This is a genomic window from Mycolicibacterium parafortuitum (assembly GCF_002086815.1).
Classification (GTDB): domain Bacteria; phylum Actinomycetota; class Actinomycetes; order Mycobacteriales; family Mycobacteriaceae; genus Mycobacterium; species Mycobacterium parafortuitum.
In genome coordinates this window covers 12,382-34,288 of the sequence record NZ_MVID01000036.1, presented here as the reverse complement: position 1 = coordinate 34,288, position 21,907 = coordinate 12,382, and the positions used below count along the sequence as shown (strand labels likewise).

At 69.4% G+C, this 21,907-nt stretch carries 20 protein-coding genes; 14 read left to right on the top strand and 6 right to left on the bottom strand.

Annotated features, from left to right (window positions below):
- Positions 1–47: 47 nt before the first annotated feature.
- Positions 48–3,353 (bottom strand): bifunctional lysylphosphatidylglycerol synthetase/lysine--tRNA ligase LysX, encoded by a 3,306-nt coding sequence (gene lysX, locus BST38_RS26565; RefSeq protein WP_083146519.1) that lies wholly within the window; start codon positions 3,351–3,353, stop codon positions 48–50.
- Between the two features lie 63 nt (positions 3,354–3,416).
- Positions 3,417–3,776, bottom strand: a complete 360-nt coding sequence (locus BST38_RS26560) for a DUF1844 domain-containing protein (protein WP_083146518.1) — start codon at positions 3,774–3,776, stop codon at positions 3,417–3,419.
- 239 nt (positions 3,777–4,015) lie between these two features.
- On the opposite strand from BST38_RS26560, the gene infC reads away from it, so the two are divergent.
- Genes infC through BST38_RS26540 form a run of 4 tightly spaced genes read left to right on the top strand, consistent with a single transcriptional unit; the run spans position 4,016 to position 6,031 of the window.
- Positions 4,016–4,621 carry a translation initiation factor IF-3 gene (gene infC / locus BST38_RS26555; protein WP_232079953.1) on the top strand — a complete coding sequence of 202 codons (606 nt, stop codon included), beginning with the start codon at positions 4,016–4,018 and terminating at the stop codon, positions 4,619–4,621.
- Between the two features lie 8 nt (positions 4,622–4,629).
- Entirely contained in the window at positions 4,630–4,824 is a 195-nt protein-coding gene (gene rpmI / locus BST38_RS26550; RefSeq protein WP_083146517.1) for a 50S ribosomal protein L35, read from the top strand.
- 44 nt (positions 4,825–4,868) lie between these two features.
- Positions 4,869–5,258: a 50S ribosomal protein L20 gene (gene rplT, locus BST38_RS26545; protein WP_083146516.1), complete on the top strand. Its 390-nt coding sequence runs from the start codon at positions 4,869–4,871 to the stop codon at positions 5,256–5,258.
- 23 nt (positions 5,259–5,281) lie between these two features.
- Positions 5,282–6,031 (top strand): TrmH family RNA methyltransferase, encoded by a 750-nt coding sequence (locus BST38_RS26540; RefSeq protein ID WP_083146515.1) that lies wholly within the window; start codon positions 5,282–5,284, stop codon positions 6,029–6,031.
- Here BST38_RS26540 and BST38_RS26535 read toward each other — a convergent pair.
- From BST38_RS26535 to BST38_RS26525, 3 genes are all read right to left on the bottom strand, one after another.
- Entirely contained in the window at positions 6,028–6,807 is a 780-nt protein-coding gene (locus tag BST38_RS26535; RefSeq protein ID WP_083146514.1) for an SDR family NAD(P)-dependent oxidoreductase, read from the bottom strand. The two genes, BST38_RS26540 and BST38_RS26535, sit on opposite strands and share 4 nt — an antisense overlap.
- A gap of 132 nt (positions 6,808–6,939) precedes the next feature.
- Entirely contained in the window at positions 6,940–8,175 is a 1,236-nt protein-coding gene (locus tag BST38_RS26530; RefSeq protein WP_083146513.1) for an acyl-CoA dehydrogenase family protein, read from the bottom strand.
- Between the two features lie 4 nt (positions 8,176–8,179).
- Positions 8,180–9,241, bottom strand: a complete 1,062-nt coding sequence (locus tag BST38_RS26525) for an oxygenase MpaB family protein (RefSeq protein WP_083146512.1) — start codon at positions 9,239–9,241, stop codon at positions 8,180–8,182.
- Between the two features lie 159 nt (positions 9,242–9,400).
- Between BST38_RS26525 and BST38_RS26520 the strand changes: the two genes are divergently transcribed.
- The gene (locus BST38_RS26520) at positions 9,401–10,264 is read left to right on the top strand and encodes an adenylate/guanylate cyclase domain-containing protein (RefSeq protein WP_083146511.1); all 864 of its coding nucleotides are present in this window, start codon (positions 9,401–9,403) and stop codon (positions 10,262–10,264) included.
- A 12-nt stretch (positions 10,265–10,276) separates the two neighbouring features.
- Here BST38_RS26520 and BST38_RS26515 read toward each other — a convergent pair whose 3' ends face one another.
- The gene (locus BST38_RS26515; protein WP_083146510.1) at positions 10,277–11,164 is read right to left on the bottom strand and encodes a bestrophin family protein; all 888 of its coding nucleotides are present in this window, start codon (positions 11,162–11,164) and stop codon (positions 10,277–10,279) included.
- A gap of 137 nt (positions 11,165–11,301) precedes the next feature.
- On the opposite strand from BST38_RS26515, the gene pheS reads away from it, so the two are divergent.
- From pheS to BST38_RS26470, 9 genes are all read left to right on the top strand, one after another.
- Complete coding sequence (gene pheS, locus BST38_RS26510) at positions 11,302–12,345, top strand: phenylalanine--tRNA ligase subunit alpha (protein ID WP_083146509.1); 1,044 nt, start codon at positions 11,302–11,304, stop codon at positions 12,343–12,345.
- A complete protein-coding gene (pheT, locus tag BST38_RS26505) occupies positions 12,345–14,840 on the top strand; it encodes a phenylalanine--tRNA ligase subunit beta (RefSeq protein ID WP_083146508.1) in 2,496 nt (831 codons plus the stop codon). Before pheS ends, pheT begins: the two co-directional genes overlap by 1 nt.
- A 103-nt stretch (positions 14,841–14,943) precedes the next feature.
- The gene (argC, locus tag BST38_RS26500) at positions 14,944–15,978 is read left to right on the top strand and encodes an N-acetyl-gamma-glutamyl-phosphate reductase (protein ID WP_083146507.1); all 1,035 of its coding nucleotides are present in this window, start codon (positions 14,944–14,946) and stop codon (positions 15,976–15,978) included.
- Positions 15,975–17,171 carry a bifunctional glutamate N-acetyltransferase/amino-acid acetyltransferase ArgJ gene (gene argJ, locus BST38_RS26495; protein WP_083146506.1) on the top strand — a complete coding sequence of 399 codons (1,197 nt, stop codon included), beginning with the start codon at positions 15,975–15,977 and terminating at the stop codon, positions 17,169–17,171. Before argC ends, argJ begins: the two co-directional genes overlap by 4 nt.
- On the top strand, positions 17,168–18,073 hold the full coding sequence (argB, locus tag BST38_RS26490; RefSeq protein WP_083146505.1) for an acetylglutamate kinase: 906 nt from the start codon (positions 17,168–17,170) through the stop codon (positions 18,071–18,073). The genes argJ and argB overlap by 4 nt, the downstream gene beginning before the upstream one ends.
- Positions 18,070–19,245, top strand: a complete 1,176-nt coding sequence (locus tag BST38_RS26485) for an acetylornithine transaminase (protein ID WP_083146504.1) — start codon at positions 18,070–18,072, stop codon at positions 19,243–19,245. The genes argB and BST38_RS26485 overlap by 4 nt, the downstream gene beginning before the upstream one ends.
- The gene (gene argF / locus BST38_RS26480) at positions 19,242–20,177 is read left to right on the top strand and encodes an ornithine carbamoyltransferase (RefSeq protein WP_083146503.1); all 936 of its coding nucleotides are present in this window, start codon (positions 19,242–19,244) and stop codon (positions 20,175–20,177) included. Before BST38_RS26485 ends, argF begins: the two co-directional genes overlap by 4 nt.
- Entirely contained in the window at positions 20,174–20,659 is a 486-nt protein-coding gene (locus BST38_RS26475) for an arginine repressor (RefSeq protein ID WP_083146502.1), read from the top strand. Before argF ends, BST38_RS26475 begins: the two co-directional genes overlap by 4 nt.
- 42 nt (positions 20,660–20,701) lie before the next feature.
- Positions 20,702–21,904 (top strand): argininosuccinate synthase, encoded by a 1,203-nt coding sequence (locus BST38_RS26470; protein WP_083146501.1) that lies wholly within the window; start codon positions 20,702–20,704, stop codon positions 21,902–21,904.
- Positions 21,905–21,907: the final 3 nt, after the last annotated feature.

The following is a 21,907-nucleotide window of genomic DNA, read 5'->3' as shown; positions in this document are numbered from 1 at the left end:
GACTGGATCGCCGACCTTGGTGCCGGCTGTGACATCGCTGCGAGGTGTTAGCGAGGCTTGGCCAGCGGGAACGGCAGCGTCTCGCGGATGCTGCGGCCGGTGATCAGCATGACCACACGGTCCACCCCCATGCCGAGCCCGCCCGTCGGCGGCATCGCGTACTCTATCGCCTGCAGGAAGTCCTCGTCGAGTTCCATCGCCTCCGGATCACCGCCCGCCGCCAGCAGCGACTGCGCCTGCAACCGGCGGCGCTGTTCCACCGGGTCGGTGAGTTCGCTGTACGCGGTGCCCAACTCGACACCCCACGCGACCAGGTCCCACCGTTCGGCGACGCCGGGGGTGCTGCGGTGCGGCCGGGTCAGCGGCGACACCGACGTCGGGAAGTCCTTGTAGAACGTCGGCTCGGTGGTCTGGTCCTCGACGAGGTGCTCGTACATCTCCAGCACCACCGCGCCGGCGTCCCAGTGCGTCAGGTACGGGATGCCGGCCTTGTCGCACAGCGTGCGCAGCGTGGCGAGGCCGGTGTCGACGTCGATGTGCTCGCCGAGCGCCTCGGACACCGCGCCGTGCACGGTCTTGACCGCCCACTGACCGGAGATGTCCACGGGTTCGAGGACCCCGTCCTCGCGGGGCCGCATGAACACGTGGGAGCCGTTGGCGGCCATCGCCGCGTTCTGGATCAGCTCCCGGCACCCGTCGATCCACACGTTGTAGTCCGCATGCGCCTGATACGCCTCCAGCAGCGTGAACTCCGGGTTGTGGCTGAAGTCGACCCCCTCGTTGCGGAACGCGCGGCCGAGCTCGAAGACGCGCTCGACGCCACCGACGCACAGCCGCTTCAGATACAGCTCCGGGGCGATGCGCAGGTACAGGTCGAGGTCGTAGGCGTTGATGTGGGTCAGGAACGGACGGGCGTTCGCCCCGCCGTGGATCTGCTGCAGGATCGGGGTCTCGACCTCCAGGAATCCCTTGGAGACAAGGGTTTCCCGGATCGCGTGCAGCACACCGCTGCGGGCCCGGATCAGGTCGCGGGCCTCGGTGTTGACCGCGAGGTCGACGTAGCGGGCGCGAACCCGCGCCTCCTGGTCGGTCAGGCCCTTCCATTTGTCGGGCAGCGGGCGCAGGCACTTGCCGATCAACCGCCACCGGGTCACCAGCACCGACCACTTCCCGGATCGGGTGCGGCCCATCGTGCCGGTCACCTCGATCAGATCGCCGAGGTCGATGCTCCGGGTGAAATCCGCGGTTGTCGCGTCGGTGAGTGTCGAATTGTCCAGGGCCAACTGGGTTTCCCCGGACCAGTCGCGCAGCTGCGCGAACAGCACCCCGCCGTAGTCACGCATCCGCAGCACCCGGCCCGCGACGGTGACCTCCGTGCCCTCGCCGGCGTCCAGCGCCTGCGCGACGGTGTGGCTCGGTGGGCTGCCCACCGGGTAGGCGTCCACACCTTCAGCCTGCAGGGCTTTGAGTTTCGCCATCCGGACCCGCACCTGCTCGGGCAGGCGGGGCGCCGGCCCGTCCCGAATGTCGTCGTCCTGGATGCCCATGCCGTCGGGTGCGGTGCCGTCACTGTGCAGCAGTCCCGTCTCGACCAGCGACCCCGGCGCGGCGATGTGATGCCCGGTGTGCGGCTGCTCGTGCCTGCGCGAGAACGGCAGTACCAGAAAGCCTTCGGCGATCACCGACGCGACACCGACGCGCGGCACCAATCGCGCGTCCTCGAAACATGCGTACCGCGGCACCCACTCCGGCTGGTACTTCATGTTCGAGCGGTACAGCGTCTCCAGCTGCCACCACCGCGAGAAGAACACCAGCAGCCAGCGCCACAGCCGCGCGACCGGACCGGCCCCGAGCTGGGCGCCCTGTTCGAACGCCGACCGGAACATCGCGAAGTTCAACGAGATCCGGGTGACGCCGATGTCCTCGGCGCGCAGGCACAACTCGCTGACCATCAGCTCGATGGTGCCGTTGGGGGACTGCGGGGAGCGGCGCATCAGGTCCAGCGACACCCCGGTGCTGCCCCACGGCACCAGCGACAGCATCGCCACGACGCGCTCGTCCTGCACCGCCTCGACCAGCAGGCAGTCGCCGTCGGCCGGATCGCCGAGCCTGCCCAGCGCCATCGAGAAGCCTCGTTCGTCCTCGGTGTCGCGCCAGGCGTCGGCGTTGGCGATCACCTCGGCCATCTCCTCGGCCGACAGTTCGCGGTGCCTGCGGAACCGCACCGTCACCCCGGACCGCCGCGCGCGGGTGACGGCCTGGCGCACCGCGCGCATGTCGGGCCCCGACAGCCGGAAGTTCTCCGGGTGCAGGATCGCCTCGTCGCCGAGTTGCAGCGCATGCAACCCGGCGTCGCGGAACGCCTCGGCGCCGCCCGCGCTGGCACCCATCACCCCCGGGGCCCAGCCGTAGGTCTCGCAGAGCTTGAGCCACGCGCCGATGGCCTGCGGCCAGGCCTTCGGGTCGCCGACCGGGTCACCGCTGGCCAGGCAGACGCCGACCTCGACCCGGTAGGTGATCGCGGCGCGGCCGTTCGGCGCGAACACCACGGACTTGTCGCGCCGGGTCGCGAAGTAGCCCAGCGAATCGTTCTTGCCGTAGACGTCCAGCAGCCCGCGGATGGCGGATTCGTCCTCGCCGGTCAACGCGTTGTCGGCGCGCTGGGACTGGAACAGCACCACCGCGGCGACCATCAGCGCCATCGCGCCGAACAGACCGAGCAGCGCGTTGACGAAGACGTGCGGGTGGCCGGAGAAGTTACTGGCGTCGGCGCCCGCGAACGCGCTGACGCGGTTCAGCGCGTACAGGAAGCGGTCCGACCGGGCCAGCGTGCCCGGGAACAGTTCGAGCAGACCCCAGCCGACCAGCGTTCCGACGGCCATGCCCGCGACCAGCGTCGCCGCGGCCTTGAGCAGTGCGCCGCGGCGCACCCGGGCCCAGAACTCCTTGCGGGCCAGCAGCAGGAACACGATCGCGGCCAGGTGGAACGCCAGGCCGACCAGCTCGCCGGCCTCGGCGCCCCAGCGTCCGTCGTCGCCGATCAGGCCCGCGACATTCCAGAACACCGCCGCGACCATGTAACCGGTCAGGATCCACCAGGCGATGCGTTTGCGTGCCGCCAGCGCAGCGGCCAGCAGCACCAGCACGAACGCCCACGCGAAGCTGGTGTCCGGGAAGTTGAAGATGTAGTCGTCGACGAATTCGCGCGGCACCCGGATGATCGACCGGACCAGTGGTGACACGCTCGCCAGCAGCGACAGCGTCGCGATGACGCCCACGATCCAGCCCGCAGCCGCGGGCACCCACCGATGGCTGGACTTCGGATCCGCCCTGACGAGGCTGGTGGGTGTCATAGCCGGGGAGGATATTCGCTCGACGACCCCGTCGCGGGGATGTTCGTGGCGTGGGGAGTGGCGTTACCAGACCGGGCCGGTGTATTTCTCTCCCGGGCCCTTCCCTGGCTCATCGGGTGCGGCGCTGGCCTCGCGGAACGCCAGCTGCAAGCTCTTGAGCCCGTCACGCACCGGCCCGGCGTGCGGGCCGAGGTACTCGACGGATGCGGTGACGAGCCCGGCCAGCGCGGTGATCAGCCGACGCGCCTCGTCGAGGTCCCGGCGCGGGCTCTCGTCCGGATCGGGGTCCGACAGGCCGAGCTTTTCGGCGGCCGCGCTCATCAGCATGACCGCGGAACGGGTGATGACTTCGACGGCCGGGATCTCGGCCAGCTCGCGCACGGCGGGATCCGCCGCTTCGGGGATGTCGGAACTATCGGTCATGCCTGCTAGACTTGCATGCGCGACCGTCCCGGCTTAAGCCAGGGACAGCAAGTGGAGTCCCAACTCCCACCGCCGGCCACGGGTTACCCGAAGGCTACGCGGTCCGGTCACAGACATCTGCGATGTCTGTCCTGGTCGGCTTGGGCCCTGCGTTGAGCAGGGCTTATCTGTTCCTTGAGGAACAGCGCCGGCGGATCGAGGGGCTCCTGAGGACAGCAGGAACTATCCAGGGAGGCCCCATCAGCACTGAGACCCGCGTCAACGAGCGTATCCGCGTACCTGAAGTCCGCCTGATCGGACCGGGCGGTGAACAGGTAGGCATCGTGCGCATCGAAGATGCACTCCGCGTCGCCGCGGATGCCGATCTCGACCTTGTCGAAGTAGCCCCGGATGCCAAGCCTCCGGTGTGCAAGATCATGGACTACGGCAAGTTCAAGTACGAGACGGCACAGAAGGCTCGCGAGTCTCGCAAGAACCAGCAGCAGACCGTCGTCAAGGAACAGAAGCTGCGTCCCAAGATCGATCCGCACGATTACGAGACCAAGAAGGGTCACGTCATCCGCTTCCTCGAAGCCGGATCCAAGGTCAAGGTGACGATCATGTTCCGCGGGCGCGAGCAGTCGCGACCCGAACTCGGGTTCCGCCTCCTGCAGCGCCTGGGCGCCGATGTCGCCGATTACGGCTTCGTCGAGACGTCCGCCAAGCAGGACGGCCGCAACATGACGATGGTGCTGGCACCGCATCGCGGCGCGAAGACTCGCGCCAAGGCGGCTCACGATGCAGACGCCCCGGCCCCGCGGGTGAACGCGCCGGCCGACGAAGCACCCACCGAAACACAGAACTGAGGACACCAATGCCCAAGGCGAAGACCCACAGCGGCGCGTCGAAGCGGTTCCGCACCACCGGGACCGGAAAGATCGTGCGCCAGAAGGCCAACCGCAGGCACCTGCTCGAGCACAAGCCCACCAAGCGCACCCGTCGCCTCGACGGCCGCACCGTGGTCGCCCCGAACGACGCGAAGCGCGTCGCGAAGATGCTCAACGGCTAGACCGCCAGAACTCGAACCTGACCCGACCGAGATAGGACTACCCCATGGCACGCGTGAAGCGCGCTCTGAATGCGCAGAAGAAGCGGCGCACAGTACTGAAGGCCTCGAAGGGCTACCGCGGGCAGCGGTCGCGCCTCTACCGCAAGGCCAAGGAGCAGCAGCTCCATTCGTTGACCTACGCCTACCGTGACCGCAAGGCACGCAAGGGCGACTTCCGCCGGCTGTGGATCACCCGTATCAACGCCGCCGCGCGCGCCAACGACATCACCTACAACCGGCTGATCCAGGGCCTGAAGGCCGCCGGTGTCGAGGTCGACCGCAAGAACCTCGCCGAGATCGCGGTCAGCGATGCCGCCGCGTTCACCGCGCTGGTCGAGGTCGCCAAGGCTGCGCTGCCGGAGGACGTGAACGCGCCGTCGGGCGAGGCTGCCTGACCCTCACCGAGCGTTCTGCCCGGGTGGCAGCTGCGGTCAAACTGCACCGCCACACCGGGCGCCGCCGCGCCGCACGCTTTCTCGCCGAAGGTCCCAACCTCGTCGAGGCAGCGTTGCGGCGCGGACGTGTTTGTGAGGTCTTCGCCACCGAGGCCGCGGCGGACAAGTTCGGTGCGCTGCTGTCCGGGACGCAGGTGGACCTGGTCACCGACAAAGCGGCAAAGGTGTTGTCCGACACCGTGACCCCGGTCGGCCTGGTCGCCGTGTGCGCGATGCCGGAGACCACCCTGGCCGATGTGCTGGCCACCGCACCGACGTTGGTGGCGGTGCCGGTGGGGATCTCCGAGCCCGGCAATGCGGGCACGTTGATCCGGGTCGCCGACGCGATGGGCGCCGACGCGGTGGTGCTCGCCGGTGACAGCGTGGATCCCTACAACGGCAAGTGTCTGCGCGCGTCGGCGGGCAGCATCTTCTCGATTCCGGTGGTCAGTCACCAGGATGCCGCGGGCGCTGTGGTGGCGCTCAAAGACGCCGGCCTGCAGGCGCTCGCGACGGTGCTCGGCGGCTCCGTGTCCCTCGACGACGTCGATCTGTCCGGCCCGACCGCGTGGTTGTTCGGTCCAGAGGCGCACGGCCTTCCCGACGACGTGGTCGCACTCGCGAGCGCCGGTGTGGAGATCCCGATGGCCGGCGGCGCGGAGAGCCTCAACGTCGCATCGGCCGCGGCGATCTGTCTGTACCAGAGCGCGGCCGCCCGCCGCCGTGCCCGTTAGGTCGACTTCAGCATCCGCTCCGACACCGCCAGCAGCAGTTTGCGCGGCGCGATCCGGTAGCCCGACGCCAGCAGTGCGTTGCGGAAGCCCGAGATCACGGTCGGGTCGGACTTGTCGAGTGCGGAGAACGCGTTGTCGACGACCTGCGCGGCACTCTGCCTGCCGTCGGTGAGGAACTGTTCGCCGGTGCGGTCGAAGAACTCGGTCTCCGTCGCTCCCGGGCACAACGCCAGGATCTTGACCCCGGTGCCGCGGCATTCCTGCCACAGCGCCTCGGTGTAGGACAGCACGAACGCCTTGGTGGCGCCGTAGACCGCCATGCCGGGAGTCGGCTGGAACGCCGCCGTCGACGCGACGTTGAGCACCACGCCCTGCCGGCGCTCTGCCATCGCGGGCAGGAACCGCGCGGTCAGGTCCACCAATGTGCCGCAGTTCAACTGGATCTGGGCGGCGTTGGGATCGGGTTCCTGGTCGACGAACTTGCCGTGCAACCCGATGCCCGCGTTGTTGATCAGCACGTCGATCGATCGGCCGAGCGTGCGCACCTGCGCCTCGACGTCGGCCCCCGAGCCCGGCACGGACAGGTCGGCGGTGACGATGTCGACGACGATGCCGGGATGCCGTGCGGTGAGGGTCTGCCGCAGCGCCTCCAGCTTCTCAGCGCGCCGCGCGACCAGGACCAGATGGGCGCCGCGGCGGGCGAGCTGCACGGCGAACTCCTCGCCGATGCCTCCGCTCGCGCCGGTGACCAGTGCGGTGGTGTTGCTGAACTCCATGGGTGCTCCTCGGTCGGGCCCCATCCAGGCTAGCGCTCGCCCGCGAGCTGCGCGCCGTCTCGCGAAACCGCCCTCACGGTAGTGATTCCAGCCCGGCCACTACCGTGGTGGCGGTCTCGCGAAACCGCGGGGTCAGCCGTTCAGCAGGCCCTTGGCGACGTGGGTGATCTGCACCTCGTTGCTTCCGGCGTAGATCATCAGCGACTTCGCATCGCGGGCCAGCTGCTCGACGCGGTATTCGGTCATGTAGCCGTTGCCGCCGAACAGCTGCACGGCATCCATCGCGACGTCGGTGGCGGCCTGCGAGCAGTACCACTTGATCGCCGACGCCTCGGCCAGCGAGATCGGCGAACCGCTCTGCGAAGACTCGATGACCCGGAACAGCATGTTGCGCACGTTCATCCGCGCGACTTCCATGTTGGCGAGCTTGAGTTGGATCAGCTGGAACTGACCGATCTCCTGGCCCCACAGCTTGCGGGTCTTGGCGTAGTCGACGCTCAGGCGCAGGCACTCCTCGATGACGCCGAGGGCCATCGCCGCCACACCGATCCGCTCGGCGGAGAAGCTGGACCGGGCGCTGTCGCGCCCGTCGCCGGCTTCATTGTTCTCGGTCTCGCCGAGCAGCCGGTCGCGGCCGAGCCGGACGTTGTTGAAGAACAGCTCGCCGGTGCGTGAGCTGTGAATTCCCATCTTGCGGAACGGCTTCGACTGCACAAAGCCCTCCATGCCCTTGTCGAGCACGAAGGTCAGGACCTTGCGGTCACGCTTGTCCGCGCCGTCACCCTCGTCGAGCTTCGCGTAGACGACGACGACGTCGGCGTCGGGTCCGTTGGTGATGAACGTCTTCTGGCCGTTGAGGATGTAGTCGTCCCCGTCGCGGACCACATAGGACTTCATGCCGCCGAAGGCATCCGAACCCGAATCGGGCTCGGTGATCGCCCACGCGCCGATCTTCTCGTAGGTGACCAGGCCGGGCAGCCAGCGCTCCTGCTGCGCGAGGGTGCCGCGGCTCTGGATGGTCGGCACGGTCAGGCCCAGGCTCACACCCATCCCGGTCACCAGGCCCATCGACACCCGGCACAGTTCACTGATCAGCACGAAACCCATTCCGGGGGAACCGCCCCCGAACATGCCGCCGCCCGCGCTCTTGGACGGCTTGTCGCCGCCCTCGCGCATCCGGGTCAGTCTCTTGTCGAGGGCCTCCTTGGCCATCGCGTCGATCCCGAACGTCGAGAACAACTTCCGGATGATCGGGTAGGGCTCCATGTCGCCGTCTTCGAGCTCGTCGAGGTGCGGGCGCACCTCTTTGTCGACGAACTCGCGAACGGCGTCGCGCACGGCAATGTCAACGTCTGACCAATCAAGCATGTGCCTAGGCTGCCTTACCGGTTCCGCGCGCCGGACGCCGCCCCGCCAAAGAGAACGTCGTGTGCACCAGCGAGCCGACCTTGTCGAGCAACGATTTGTGCGGCGGCAGGTAGTGCATCGGCATGTTCCGGCGGTCGCGTGGCGGCGCCATGAACGCCGGCGCCTCCACCAGCGGGGCGTCGGCGGGGATCTTGCCCTCGGCCCGGCGGTAGGCCGCCACGGCGCGGGGGTGCAGCCGGATCTCGTCCGGCACGGCGGCGAACGCCAGCTCGACGGCTTTGCCGAACAGCCGCAGCACGACCTCGTCGCCGGGCGTCCACCGCAGTCCGGCCCGCTCGCGCACCACCGGGTCGAACACGCCGGCGGCGATCCAGCGCTGGGCGCCGATCATCGGTTTGAACATCTGGTCCCACACCGGGGTCGGCATCAGCACGAACCACGGTTTCGGGATCCGCATCTCGAAGATGTCCAGCGTCGCGCGGTTGATCTCCAACTCCTCGCGGCACTTGCGATCCCAGTACTCGCAGAACGCCTCCCACGACTCGGGCACCGGTTTCATGCTCATCCCGTACATCCGGTACCACTGCACGTGCTCGTCGAACAGCTGATGTTTCTCGGCCTCGGTGAGACCGCCGCAGAAGTACTCGGCGGTCTTGATGATCAGCATGAAGAACGTCGCGTGCGCCCAGTAGAAGGTGTCGGGGTTCAGTGCGTGGTAGCGCCTGCCCTCGCCGTCCACGCCCTTGATGGTCTGGTGGTAGCCGCGGATCTGCGCCCCGGTCTCGGCGGCGCGGTCGCCGTCGTACACCACGCCCATGATCGGGTAGACCGACCGGGCGACCCGCTGCAGCGGTTCACGCAGCAGGATCGAGTGGTCCTCGACGCCGGCGCCCAGCTGCGGGTACATGTTCTGGATCGCGCCGATCCACACCCCGAGCATGCCGGTGCGGACGTCGCCGAAGTATTTCCATGTCAGGGAGTCGGGCCCGAGCGGGAAATCGTCGGGAACGACGGAGGATTCGGACGCGTCGGCGCCAGAACCGGCGCCCGGGGAAGTGTTTGCCATCGCCTTTGATCGCACCCTTCCCAAGATAAGCTTGACAACACTCGTTGTCTACGAAATCGGGTCGGCGCGGCCGGGCTGTTACGGAGATTCCACCGTGGTGCCATCCGTGCGTGACCTGGCTGTTTAACCCGGATTCGGCGCTCGTTTAGGCTTGACGCCGTGGAGGATGAGCCGCCGGGTGAGCCAGAGGGCGGGCGGCCTGGCGGGCCGCTGTCGTGGTTCAGGAGTGTCAACCACCACGACGGCGTGGTCTCGTTCCTCCGGCGCACCCGCCGCGCCCTGCCCGGTGACCCCGAATTCGGCGACCCGTTGTCGGTCGACGGGGTCGGCGGTCCCCGGGCCGCGGCCCGCGCCGCCGACCGGCTGCTGGAGCGCAACGCCGCGACCCGTGAGGTGAGCCTCGGAGCGCTGCAGGTGTGGCAGGCGCTGACCGAACGGGTCTCCGGCCGCCCGGCCAATGCCGAGGCCACCCTGGTGTTCACCGACCTGGTGGGTTTCTCGGCCTGGTCGCTCGACGCCGGCGACGACGCCACGCTGCGCCTGCTGCGCCGTGTCTCGCAGGTCGTCGAGCCGCCGCTTTTGGAAGCCGGCGGGCACATCGTCAAACGGATGGGGGACGGTCTGATGGCGGTCTTCACCGATCCGATCACCGCCGTGGCCGCGGCCGTCGAGGCCCGGCGCGCCGTGAAACTCGTTGACGTGGACGGCTACACACCCCGGATGCGGGTCGGCGTCCACACCGGACGTCCGCAACGGATCGGTTCGGACTGGCTCGGCATCGACGTCAACCTCGCGGCGCGGGTGATGGAGCGGGCCACCCGCGGCGAACTGGTGGTGTCGGAGGCGACGCTGGAACGGATTCCCGACGGGGAACTCGACGCACTCGGGGTGACGGCGAAGAAGCTGCGCCGGCAGGTGTTCGCGCCCAAACCCGACGGGGTGCCCGCCGACTTCACCATGTACCGGCTCAGGACGCGATACCAGCGGGCGGTCAGCGGGGACGACGGGGACCAGGTGTACTGACAGCCAGGCCGGTCACATCCAGACGGTGGCCTTCGCGTCCTCGCGGGGCTGCGCCAGCGGGTGATCGGGCCCCAGGAGATTCCCGGTGATCGTCGCGCAGAACCGGTACAGCGGCAGGTCGAAGATCCGGTTGCTCATCGGCTCTTCGATGAAGTGTCCCAACCGTTCTGCGGTGATGAACACCGCCATGATCACCAGCCCGATCGCGATGCTGCCGGGATGGTGGCTGGCGGCGTCGAGCCGGTTGAACGCCACGATCGCGAAAACCCACGCCAGCAGTCGGATGAAACCGTCGTAGTGGACCGGGATCGGCTGGTTGCGGATGCGTTCCAGCCCGCTCTGCGCAGTCACCACCGCGGTGTTGAGCGACATCAGCATCATCCGGCTCTGCGAGTCGATGTGCCCGTCGCGCGCGAGCAGCTGGACGTCGTGGGCCTGTCGGGTGAGGAGTTCGGTGGCGCTGATCTCGGCGGGATCCTCCGGGGTCAGATCGGTGACGCCGGCCGGGGGCCGCACCCCGCGCAGCTCGGCGGCCAGTTGCCAGGCGTGCCTGACCTGGCGCCGGCGCAGACGATCCAGGACCGGGGCCATCGCCGGTGAACCATCGTCGAGGCTGACGAGGTCGTTGTCGAGCGCCCGGTCGTTGATGATCACCCCGCCCCACAGCGTGCGCGCCTCCCACCATCGGCTGTAGGCGTTGCTGTTGCGGAAGCCGATGAAGATCGTCGCGCAGATGCCGAGCACGGACAGCACCGCGGTGGCGTTCTCGTCCTGCAGCGAGTCCGGGATGGGCGCCATCACCGCTGCCACGGTGACCATGACCAGCAGGTCGACACGCAGCGCCCAGATCACCCGCGCCGACACCTTGACCGGCCCGGCCGGGCCCACCGATCTGATCACCTGTCACCCGGCCGGACCGCGGAAACCCGCAGGCGGTGTCGACGGATGGAGAGCCGGATCACCATCGCGCGAGGGTATCGCCGACGAGTGCCAAATGCAGGCGAAGTGCGCCCGAACGCGTCCCCTAGGATGGCCGGGTGGCTGATCAGCCTGTGGACCTCTCAGACAACGCGCTGGCCGAAGCGGTCAGCGCAGCCCGGCGTGCGTTCGACGCGGCGTCCAGCCTCGACGAGCTCGCGAAAGCCAAGACCGAGCACCTCGGGGACCGGTCGCCGATCGCGCTCGCCCGGCAGGCGCTCGGCGCGCTGCCGAAGGCCGAGCGCGCCGATGCGGGCAAACGCGTCAACGTGGCGCGCACCGGTGCGCAGGCCGCGTACGACGAGCGTCTGGCGGCACTGCGCGCCGAGCGGGACGCCGCCGTGCTGGTCGCCGAGCGCATCGACGTCACGCTGCCGTCGACGCGGCAGCCGGTCGGCGCGCGGCACCCGATCACCATCCTGTCCGAGCGCATCGCCGACACGTTCGTCGCGATGGGCTGGGAGGTGGCCGAGGGGCCCGAGGTCGAGACCGAGCAGTTCAACTTCGACGCACTGAACTTCCCTCCCGACCATCCCGCGCGCAGCGAGCAGGACACGTTCCAGGTCGCGCCCGAGGGGTCGCGGCAGGTGCTGCGCACCCACACCTCGCCGGTGCAGATCCGGGCCCTGCTCGAACGTGACCTGCCCGTCTACATCGTGGCGATGGGGCGCACCTTCCGCACCGACGAGCTCGACTCCACCCACACCCCGGTGTTCCACCAGGTCGAAGGGCTCGCCGTGGACAAGGGGCTGACCATGGCCAATCTGCGCGGCACGCTGGACGCACTGGCGCGCTCGGAGTTCGGGCCGGAGGGGCGGACCCGGTTCCGGCCGCACTTCTTCCCGTTCACCGAACCGTCGGCCGAGGTCGACATCTGGTTCCCGGACAAGAAGGGCGGGCCCGGCTGGGTGGAATGGGGCGGTTGCGGCATGGTCAACCCGAATGTGTTGCGCGCGTGCGGTATCGACCCGGACGTGTATTCGGGCTTCGCGTTCGGCATGGGCCTGGAACGCACCCTGCAGTTCCGCAACGGCATCCCCGACATGCGCGACATGGTCGAGGGTGACGTCCGGTTCTCGTTGCCGTTCGGAGTGGGGGCCTGATGCGCGTTCCGTACAGCTGGCTGCGTGACACCGTCCAGGCCGGCGCGCCCGGCTGGGACGTCTCTGCCGAGGAGCTCGAGCAGGCGCTGATCCGCATCGGGCACGAGGTCGAGGAGATCATCCCGGTCGGCCCGGTCAGTGGTCCGCTGACCATCGGCCGCGTCGTCGAGATCGAGGAACTCACCGAGTTCAAGAAGCCGATCCGAGCGTGCAAGGTCGACGTCGGATCCGAGAACCTCGACGGGGCGCCGCGCGACATCGTCTGCGGGGCAACCAACTTCGCGGTCGGTGACCTGGTGGTCGTCGCGCTGCCCGGCACCGTGCTGCCCGGCGATTTCACCATCGCGACCCGCAAGACCTACGGGCGCACCTCCGACGGCATGATCTGCTCGGTGTCCGAACTCAACCTCGGCTCGGACCACTCCGGGATCCTGGTGCTGCCGCCGGGCACCGCCGAACCCGGAACTCCCGCGCACGGCGTACTGGGCCTCGACGACGTGGTGTTCCACCTCGCGATCACCCCCGACCGCGGCTACTGCCTGTCGGTGCGGGGGCTGGCACGCGAGATCTCCAACGCGTTCGACCTCGACTACGTCGACCCCGCCGACGTCACCCCGCTGCCCGCCACCGGCGAGGCGTTGCCGGTGACCATCGATCCGGGCACCGGTGTGCAGCGGTTCGGGCTGCGCCCCGTGACCGGCATCGACCCGAAGGCCGTGTCACCGTGGTGGTTGCAACGGCGCCTGGTGCTCAGCGGGATCCGGGCGATCTCGCCGGCGGTGGATGTGACGAACTACGTGATGCTCGAGCTCGGGCATCCGATGCACGCCCACGACCGCAGCCTGATCACCGGCGGATTCCGGGTCCGGTTCGCCGAGCCGGGGGAGACCGTCGTGACCCTCGACGACGTGGAACGCAAACTCGACCCGGTCGACGTGCTGATCGTCGACGACGTCGCCACCGCCGCGATCGGCGGCGTGATGGGCGCGGGCACCACCGAGGTCCGCGACAGCACCACCGACGTCATGCTGGAGGCGGCGGTCTGGGATCCGGCGGCGGTGTCGCGGACGCAGCGCCGCCTGCACCTGCACAGCGAGGCGGGCCGGCGCTACGAACGCACCGTCGATCCCGCGGTGTCGGTCGCCGCGCTCGATCGCTGCGCGACACTGCTGGCCGAGATCGCGGGCGGCACAGTCGAACCCACGCTGACCGACTGGCGCGGCGATCCGCCGCGCGACGACTGGTCACCGGCGCCGGTGAGTATGCCCGTCGACCTGCCCGACCGAACCGCGGGCGTCGAGTACGCGCCCGGCGCCGCGGTGAAGCGGCTGACGCAGATCGGCGCCCGTGTCGAGGTCGACGGCGACCGGCTGACCGCGACCCCGCCGAGCTGGCGCCCCGACATCCGCCAGCCCGCCGACCTCGTCGAAGAGGTGCTGCGCCTCGAGGGGCTCGACCTCATCCCGTCCGTGCTGCCGAGCGCGCCGGCGGGCAGAGGTCTCACACCGGACCAGAAGCGTCGTCGTGCGGTCGGAAAGTCCTTGGCGCTCAGCGGTTTCGTCGAGATCCTGCCGACCCCGTTCCTGCCCGCGGGCGTCTTCGACCAGTGGGGACTGGACGCCGACGATCCACGCCGCAACACCACCAAGGTGCTCAACCCGCTGGAATCCGACCGGCCCGGCCTGGCGACAACCCTGCTGCCGGGACTGCTGGAAGCGTTGCACCGCAACGTCTCCCGGGGTGCGGTGGACGTGGCGCTGTTCGCCATCGCCCAGGTGGTGGAGCCGACACCGGACACCCGCGCGGTCGAGCGGATCCCGAACGATCGCAGGCCCACCGACGAGGAGATCGCCACGCTGGACGCGTCGCTGCCACGTCAGCCCCGGCACGTCGCCGCGGTGCTGGCGGGTCTGCGCGAGGCTGCCGGACCGTGGGGTGCCGGGCGTGCCGTCGAGGCGGCTGACGCGTTCGAGGCCGTGCGGGTGATCGGTCGCGCCGCGGGCGTCGAGTTCACGCTGCGCTCCGCGCAGGTCCTGCCGTGGCATCCGGGACGGTGCGCGGAGGTGCTGCTCGGCGACGTCGTCGTCGGTCATGCGGGTCAGCTGCACCCGGCCGTGATCGAGCGGACCGGGCTGCCGAAGGGGACCTGCGCCCTCGAGATCGACCTCGACGCGGTGCCGATCACCGAAACCCTTCCCGCGCCCAAGGTCTCACCGTTCCCGGCGGTGTTCCAGGACGTCGCGCTCGTCGTCGCCGAGGACGTCGCCGCGCAGAGTGTCGTCGAGGCCGTGCGGGCCGGCGCGGGAGACCTGCTCGAAGACGTCCGGATCTTCGACGTCTACACCGGTCCGCAGATCGGCGAGGGACGGAAGTCGCTGGCGCTCGCGCTGCGGTTCCGCGCGGCCGACCGCACACTGACCGAGGAGGAGGCCAGCGCCGCCCGCGAGGCCGCGGTGGCTGTTGCCGGGGAGCGGGTCGGCGCGGTTCAGCGCTGAATTTGGTCGTCGCCTCCGCCTCGTTCGACGGGACCTCTGGCGCCTGTCAGTGGCCTGCATAATGAATTTGCATATCGATGCATAACCATTCATCATGGTAGTCATGACTTCTGTGGCTGTCGCCGGTGCCAGCGGATATGCAGGAGGCGAGATCCTTCGTCTGCTCCTCGGCCATCCCGCCTACGCCGACGGCAGGCTGACCATCGGTGCGCTGACCGCCGCCGCCAGCGCCGGGTCCCTGCTCGCCGAGCATCATCCGCATCTGCTGCCGCTCGCCGGCCGGACCTTGGAGCCGACCGAGCTCGACATTCTCGCCGGGCACGACGTGGTGTTCCTCGCGTTGCCGCACGGACATTCGGCAGCCCTGGCCGAGCAACTGGGCCCGGACACCCTGATCATCGACTGCGGTGCCGACTTCCGGCTCACCGATGCCGGCGACTGGGAGCGGTTCTACGGCTCCGAGCACGCCGGCAGCTGGCCCTACGGCCTGCCCGAACTCCCCGGGGGCCGGGACCGGCTGCGCGGGACCAGGCGGGTCGCGGTGCCCGGCTGCTATCCGACCGCCGCGCTGCTGGCGCTGTGGCCCGCCCTGGCCGCGGGTCTGGTCGAGCCCGCGGTCACCGTCGTCGCGGTCAGCGGCACCTCGGGCGCCGGCCGCTCCGCGAAGGTGGATCTGCTCGGCTCCGAGGTGATCGGTTCGGCGCGCGCCTACAACATCGGCGGCAAGCACCGGCACACGCCCGAGATCGCCCAGGGGCTGCGCGGCGTCTCCGGCGTCGACGTCACGGTGTCGTTCACCCCGGTGCTGATCCCGACGTCGCGCGGCATCCTCGCGACGTGCACCGCGCGCACCCAGGCCTCCGTCGACGAGCTGCGTGCCGCGTACGAGAAGGCCTACAGCGACGAGCCTTTCGTGTACCTGCTGCCCGACGGACAGCTGCCCAAGACCGGAGCGGTGACCGGCAGCAACGCCGCGCAGCTCGCCATCGCGGTCGACGAGGACGCTTCGACGTTCATCGCGATCGCCGCCATCGACAATCTCGTGAAGGGAACCGGAGGAGCGGCTGTGCAGTCGATGAACCTCGCCCTGGGCTGGCCCGAGGCCGAGGGCCTCTCGACGGTGGGGGTCGCGCCGTGACGCGGCTGCTGCGCACCCAGGGTGTCACCGCGCCCGCGGGTTTCCGGGCCACCGGCATCGCCGCGGGCATCAAGGCGTCCGGCAAGCTCGACCTGGCGCTGGTCTTCAACGAAGGGCCCGACCATGCGGCCGCGGGCGTGTTCACCCGCAACAAGATCAAGGCCGCCCCGGTGCTGTGGTCACAGCAGGTGCTCACCACCGGTCGGCTGCGCGCGGTGCTGCTGAACTCCGGCGGCGCCAACGCCTGCACCGGCCCCGGAGGATTCCAGGACACGCACGCCACCGCCGAGGCCGTCGCGTCCGCACTGTCCAACTGGGGCACCGAGACCGGGGCTGTCGAGGTCGCGGTGTGCTCGACCGGGCTCATCGGCGACCGGCTGCCGATGGACAAGGTGCTCGCCGGCGTCGAGGAGATCGTGCGCGAGATGGCCGGCGGGCTGAGCGGCGGGGAAGAGGCCGCCCGGGCCATCATGACCACCGACACCGTGCCCAAACAGGCCGCGCTCCACCACAGGGACCAATGGACCGTCGGCGGGATGGCCAAGGGCGCCGGCATGCTGGCGCCGTCGCTGGCGACGATGCTGTGCGTGATCACCACCGACGCCGTCGCGAGCCCGCAGGCGCTGCAGTCCGCGCTGAAGAACGCCGCCGCAAGGACTTTCGACCGGCTCGACATCGACGGCAGCTGCTCGACGAACGACACCGTGCTGCTGCTGTCCTCGGGGGCCAGTGAGGTCACCCCGAGCCAGGAGGCGCTCGACGACGCGGTGCTGCAGGTGTGCGAAGACCTGTGCGCGCAGCTGCAGGCCGACGCCGAGGGTGTCACCAAGCGGATCATCGTCACCGTCACCGGCGCCGAAAGCGAGGACGACGCGGTGACCGCGGCACGCGTGATCGCCCGCGACAGCCTGGTCAAGACCGCACTGTTCGGTTCCGACCCGAACTGGGGCCGGGTGCTCGCCGCGGTCGGGATGGCCCCGGTCAAGCTCGACGCCGGGCGGATCGCGGTGTCGTTCAACGGTTTCCCGGTGTGCGTGGACAGTACGGGGACGCCCGGCGCACGCGAGGTCGACCTGTCGGGTGAGGACATCGGCGTCGTGGTGGATCTCGGTGTCGGGTCCGCGTCGGCGTCGATCCGCACCACCGACCTGTCGCACGCCTACGTCGAAGAGAACTCGGCCTACAGCTCATGAGCCTGACGACACCCGAGAAGGCGCAGGTGCTCGCCGACGCGCTGCCATGGCTGACCGCGCTGAACGGCAAGATCGTCGTGGTCAAGTACGGCGGCAACGCGATGGTCGACGATCGGCTCAAGGCCGCGTTCGCCGCCGACATGGTGTTTCTGCGCAACTGCGGGATCCACCCGGTCGTGGTGCACGGCGGCGGGCCGCAGATCTCGGCCATGCTCAAGAAGCTGGGCATCCCAGGCGATTTCAAGGGCGGCTTCCGCGTCACCACCCCTGAGGTGCTCGACGTCGCGCGCATGGTGCTGTTCGGTCAGGTCGGCCGCGAGCTGGTCAATCTGATCAACGCGTACGGTCCCTACGCGGTGGGCATCACCGGCGAGGACGCCCATCTGTTCACCGCGGTGCGGCGCACCGTGCTGGTCGACGGTGTCGCCACCGACATCGGCCTGGTCGGCGATGTGGAGAAGGTCAACACCGGCGCCGTATTGGACCTGATCGCCGCGGGCCGGATCCCGGTGGTCTCGACGATCGCGCCCGACGCCTCGGGGCTGGTCTACAACATCAACGCCGACACCGCCGCCGCCGCGCTGGCCGAAGCCCTCGGGGCCGAGAAGCTGCTGATGCTCACCGATGTCGAAGGCCTCTACACGCGCTGGCCCGACCGCGATTCGCTGGTCAGCCAGATCAACTCCGATGCGCTGACCGAGCTGCTCCCGACGCTGGAAGAGGGCATGGTGCCCAAGATCGAGGCGTGCCTGCGCGCGATCAACGGCGGCGTGCCGAGCGCCCATGTGATCGACGGCCGGGTGGAGCACTGCGTGCTGGTCGAACTGTTCACCGATGAAGGCGCGGGGACGAAGGTGATGCGTTCGGCGACGAAGGAGCCGGACAAGGAGGCTGGAGCGTGAGCAACCTGCTGGACCGCTGGTCGGCGGTCATGATGGACAACTACGGCACCCCGCCGCTGGCGCTGGCCAGCGGGCACGGCGCGGTGGTGACCGACGTCGACGGTAAGAGCTACATCGACCTGCTCGGCGGCATCGCCGTCAACGTGCTCGGCCACGGCCATCCGGCGGTGATCGAGGCGGTCACCCGTCAGATGAGCACGCTGGGACACACCTCGAACCTGTACGCCACCGAACCGGGTGTCGCGCTCGCCGAAGCGCTGGTCGCCCAGCTCGGCGCGCCGGCCAAGGTGTTCTTCTGTAATTCCGGAACCGAGGCCAACGAGGTCGCCTTCAAGATCACCCGGCTCACCGGCAAGACGAAGATCATTGCGGCGCAAGGCGCTTTCCACGGCAGGACGATGGGATCGCTGGCGCTGACCGGCCAGCCGGCCAAGCAGGCGCCGTTCGAGCCGCTGCCCGGCTACGTCACGCACGTGCCGTACGGGGACGTCGACGCGTTGCGCGCCGTCGTCGATTCGGAGACCGCCGCGGTGTTCCTCGAGCCGATCATGGGGGAGGGCGGCGTGGTCGTGCCGCCGGCCGGCTATCTGGTGGCGGCCCGCGAGATCACCGCCGCGCACGGCGCGCTGCTCGTCCTCGACGAGGTGCAGACGGGGGTCGGGCGTACCGGGGCGTTCTTCGCCCACCAGCATGACGGCATCACCCCGGATGTCGTGACCATGGCCAAGGGCCTCGGCGGCGGTCTGCCGATCGGCGCGTGCCTGGCCGTCGGTGACACCGCGGCCCTGCTCACTCCCGGCCTGCACGGCAGCACCTTCGGCGGTAACCCGGTGTGCACCGCGGCCGCGCTCGCGGTGCTCAAGGTGCTCGCCGACGAAGGTCTCGTCGAGCGTGCCGACGTGCTCGGCAAGACCATCGCGCACGGCGTGGAGGAGCTGAACCATCCGCTGGTCGACCATGTCCGCGGTCGCGGCCTGCTGCGCGGGATCGTGCTGACGGCCGACGTGGCCAAAGCGGTCGAGGCCGGCGCGCGCGAAGCGGGTTTCCTCGTCAACGCCGCGGCGGGTGACGTGATCCGGCTGGCGCCGCCGCTGGTGATCACCGAGGCCGAGGTCGAATCGTTCCTGGCGGCCCTGCCGCGAATCCTCAACCAGGTGGAGAGTTCCCGATGATCCGGCATTTCCTTCGTGACGACGACTTCTCGCCCGACGAGCAGGCCGAGGTGCTCGCCCTGGCGGCGGAGCTGAAGAAGAACCCGGTCAGCCGGCGGCCCCTCGAAGGCCCGCGCGGCGTCGCGGTGATCTTCGAGAAGAACTCCACCCGCACCCGGTTCTCGTTCGAGATGGGGATCGCGCAGCTCGGTGGGCACGCCGTCGTCGTCGACGGCCGCAGCACCCAACTCGGCCGTGAGGAGACCCTCGAGGACACCGGTGCGGTGCTGTCGCGGTACGTCGACGCGATCGTGTGGCGCACGTTCGCGCAGGAGCGGCTCACCGCGATGGCCAGCGGCGCGACCGTGCCGATCATCAATGCGCTGTCCGACGAGTTCCATCCGTGCCAGGTGCTCGCCGATCTGCAGACCCTGGCCGAGCGCAAGGGCTCGCTGAAGGGCCTGCGGCTGTCGTACTTCGGCGACGGCGCCAACAACATGGCGCACTCGCTGATGCTGGGCGGGGTGACCGCGGGTATCGACGTGACGATCGCGGCGCCGCCCGGTTTCGCACCGCACCCGATGTTCGTCGCGGCCGCGGAGACCCGCGCGCACCAGACGGGCGCGAAGGTCACGCTGACCGACGATCCGATCGCCGCCGCATCCGGGGCCGACGTGCTGGTGACCGACACCTGGACGTCGATGGGCCAGGAGAACGACGGGCTCGACCGGGTCCGGCCGTTCCGGCCGTTCCAGCTCAACGCCGAACTGCTCGGCCACGCCGACTCCGAAGCCGTGGTGCTGCACTGCCTTCCGGCGCACCGCGGCCACGAGATCACCGACGACGTGATCGACGGACCGCAGAGCGCGGTGTGGGACGAGGCCGAGAACCGGCTGCACGCGCAGAAAGCGCTGATGGTGTGGCTGCTGGAGAGCTCCGGGGTCGGGCCGTGACAGCCGCCACCACCCGGGCGGGCAGGCAGGCCCGCATCGTCGCGCTGCTGTCGTCGAACTCGGTGCGCAGCCAGACCGAACTGGCCGCGCTGCTCGCCGACGAGGGGATCGACGTCACCCAGGCCACGCTGTCGCGCGACCTCGAAGAACTCGGCGCGGTGAAGCTGCGCGGCGCCGACGGCGGTGTCGGGGTCTACGTGGTGCCCGAGGACGGCAGCCCCGTCCGCGGCGTCGCCGGCGGTACCGAACGGGTCACCCGGTTACTCGGCGACCTGTTGGTGTCCACCGATGCCAGCGGCAACCTCGCGGTGCTGCGCACGCCTCCCGGCGCCGCGCACTACCTGGCCAGCGCGATCGACCGTGCGGTGCTGCCTTACGTGGTCGGCACGGTCGCCGGGGACGACACGATCCTCGTGATCGCCCGCGAGCCGATGACCGGCGCCGAACTGGCCGTCGCCATCGAGAACCTGTCCAAAACTTGATATTGCAGACCTGAACTAGCCCTTAGAAGAAGGAGTTTCGTTATGTCCGACCGCGTCATCCTGGCCTATTCCGGTGGCCTGGACACCTCGGTTGCGATCAGCTGGATCGCCAAGGAGACCGGTAAAGAGGTCGTCGCCGTCGCCATCGATCTCGGTCAGGGCGGCGAGGACATGGAGGTGGTGCGCCAGCGCGCCCTCGACTGCGGCGCCGTCGAGGCGGTCGTCGTCGACGCCCGCGACGAGTTCGCCGAGCAGTACTGCTTGCCGGCCATCCAGTCCAACGCGCTCTACATGGACCGCTACCCGCTGGTGTCGGCGCTGAGCCGGCCCTTGATCGTCAAGCACCTGGTGGAGGCCGCGCGCGAGCACGGCGGCGGCGTCGTCGCCCACGGCTGCACCGGCAAGGGCAACGACCAGGTTCGCTTCGAGGTCGGATTCGCGTCGCTGGCACCGGATCTCAAGGTGCTCGCCCCGGTGCGCGACTACGCGTGGACCCGTGAGAAGGCCATCGCGTTCGCCGAGGAGAACGCGATCCCGATCAACGTCACCAAGCGGTCGCCGTTCTCGATCGACCAGAACGTGTGGGGCCGTGCGGTGGAGACCGGCTTCCTGGAGCACCTGTGGAACGCCCCGACCAAGGACGTCTACGACTACACCGAGGACCCGACGGTCAACTGGAACAGCCCCGACGAGGTCATCATCGGCTTCGAGAAGGGTGTCCCGGTCTCGATCGACGGCAAGCCGGTCACCGTGCTGGAGGCCATCGAAGAGCTCAACGCGCGCGCTGGCGCCCAGGGCGTGGGCCGGCTCGACGTCGTCGAGGACCGGCTGGTGGGCATCAAGAGCCGCGAGATCTACGAGGCGCCGGGCGCGATGGTGCTGATCACCGCGCACACCGAGCTCGAGCACGTCACGCTGGAGCGTGAGCTCGGCCGGTTCAAGCGCACCACCGACCAGAAGTGGGGCGAGCTGGTGTACGACGGCCTCTGGTTCTCGCCGCTCAAGCGGGCGCTGGAGTCCTTCGTGGCGAACACCCAGGAGCACGTCAGCGGTGAGATCCGGCTGGTGCTGCACGGCGGGCACATCGCGGTCAACGGCAGGCGCAGCAGCGAGTCGCTGTACGACTTCAACCTCGCCACCTACGACGAGGGCGACAGCTTCGACCAGTCGTCGGCCAAGGGCTTCGTGCACGTGCACGGCCTGTCGTCGAGCCTGTCGGCGCGCCGGGACCTGGCGGGGAAGTAGCGC

Coding starts and splice junctions, on each gene's coding strand:
- rpmI (WP_083146517.1), top strand. CDS start 4,630: ATGCCCAAGGCGAAGACCCACAGCGGCGCGTCGAAGCGGTTCCGCACC.
- lysX (WP_083146519.1), bottom strand. CDS start 3,353: ATGACACCCACCAGCCTCGTCAGGGCGGATCCGAAGTCCAGCCATCGG.
- BST38_RS26560 (WP_083146518.1), bottom strand. CDS start 3,776: ATGACCGATAGTTCCGACATCCCCGAAGCGGCGGATCCCGCCGTGCGC.
- BST38_RS26525 (WP_083146512.1), bottom strand. CDS start 9,241: ATGGCAAACACTTCCCCGGGCGCCGGTTCTGGCGCCGACGCGTCCGAA.
- argC (WP_083146507.1), top strand. CDS start 14,944: ATGACTTCTGTGGCTGTCGCCGGTGCCAGCGGATATGCAGGAGGCGAG.
- rplT (WP_083146516.1), top strand. CDS start 4,869: ATGGCACGCGTGAAGCGCGCTCTGAATGCGCAGAAGAAGCGGCGCACA.
- pheT (WP_083146508.1), top strand. CDS start 12,345: ATGCGCGTTCCGTACAGCTGGCTGCGTGACACCGTCCAGGCCGGCGCG.
- BST38_RS26470 (WP_083146501.1), top strand. CDS start 20,702: ATGTCCGACCGCGTCATCCTGGCCTATTCCGGTGGCCTGGACACCTCG.
- BST38_RS26535 (WP_083146514.1), bottom strand. CDS start 6,807: ATGGAGTTCAGCAACACCACCGCACTGGTCACCGGCGCGAGCGGAGGC.
- BST38_RS26530 (WP_083146513.1), bottom strand. CDS start 8,175: ATGCTTGATTGGTCAGACGTTGACATTGCCGTGCGCGACGCCGTTCGC.
- argF (WP_083146503.1), top strand. CDS start 19,242: ATGATCCGGCATTTCCTTCGTGACGACGACTTCTCGCCCGACGAGCAG.
- argB (WP_083146505.1), top strand. CDS start 17,168: ATGAGCCTGACGACACCCGAGAAGGCGCAGGTGCTCGCCGACGCGCTG.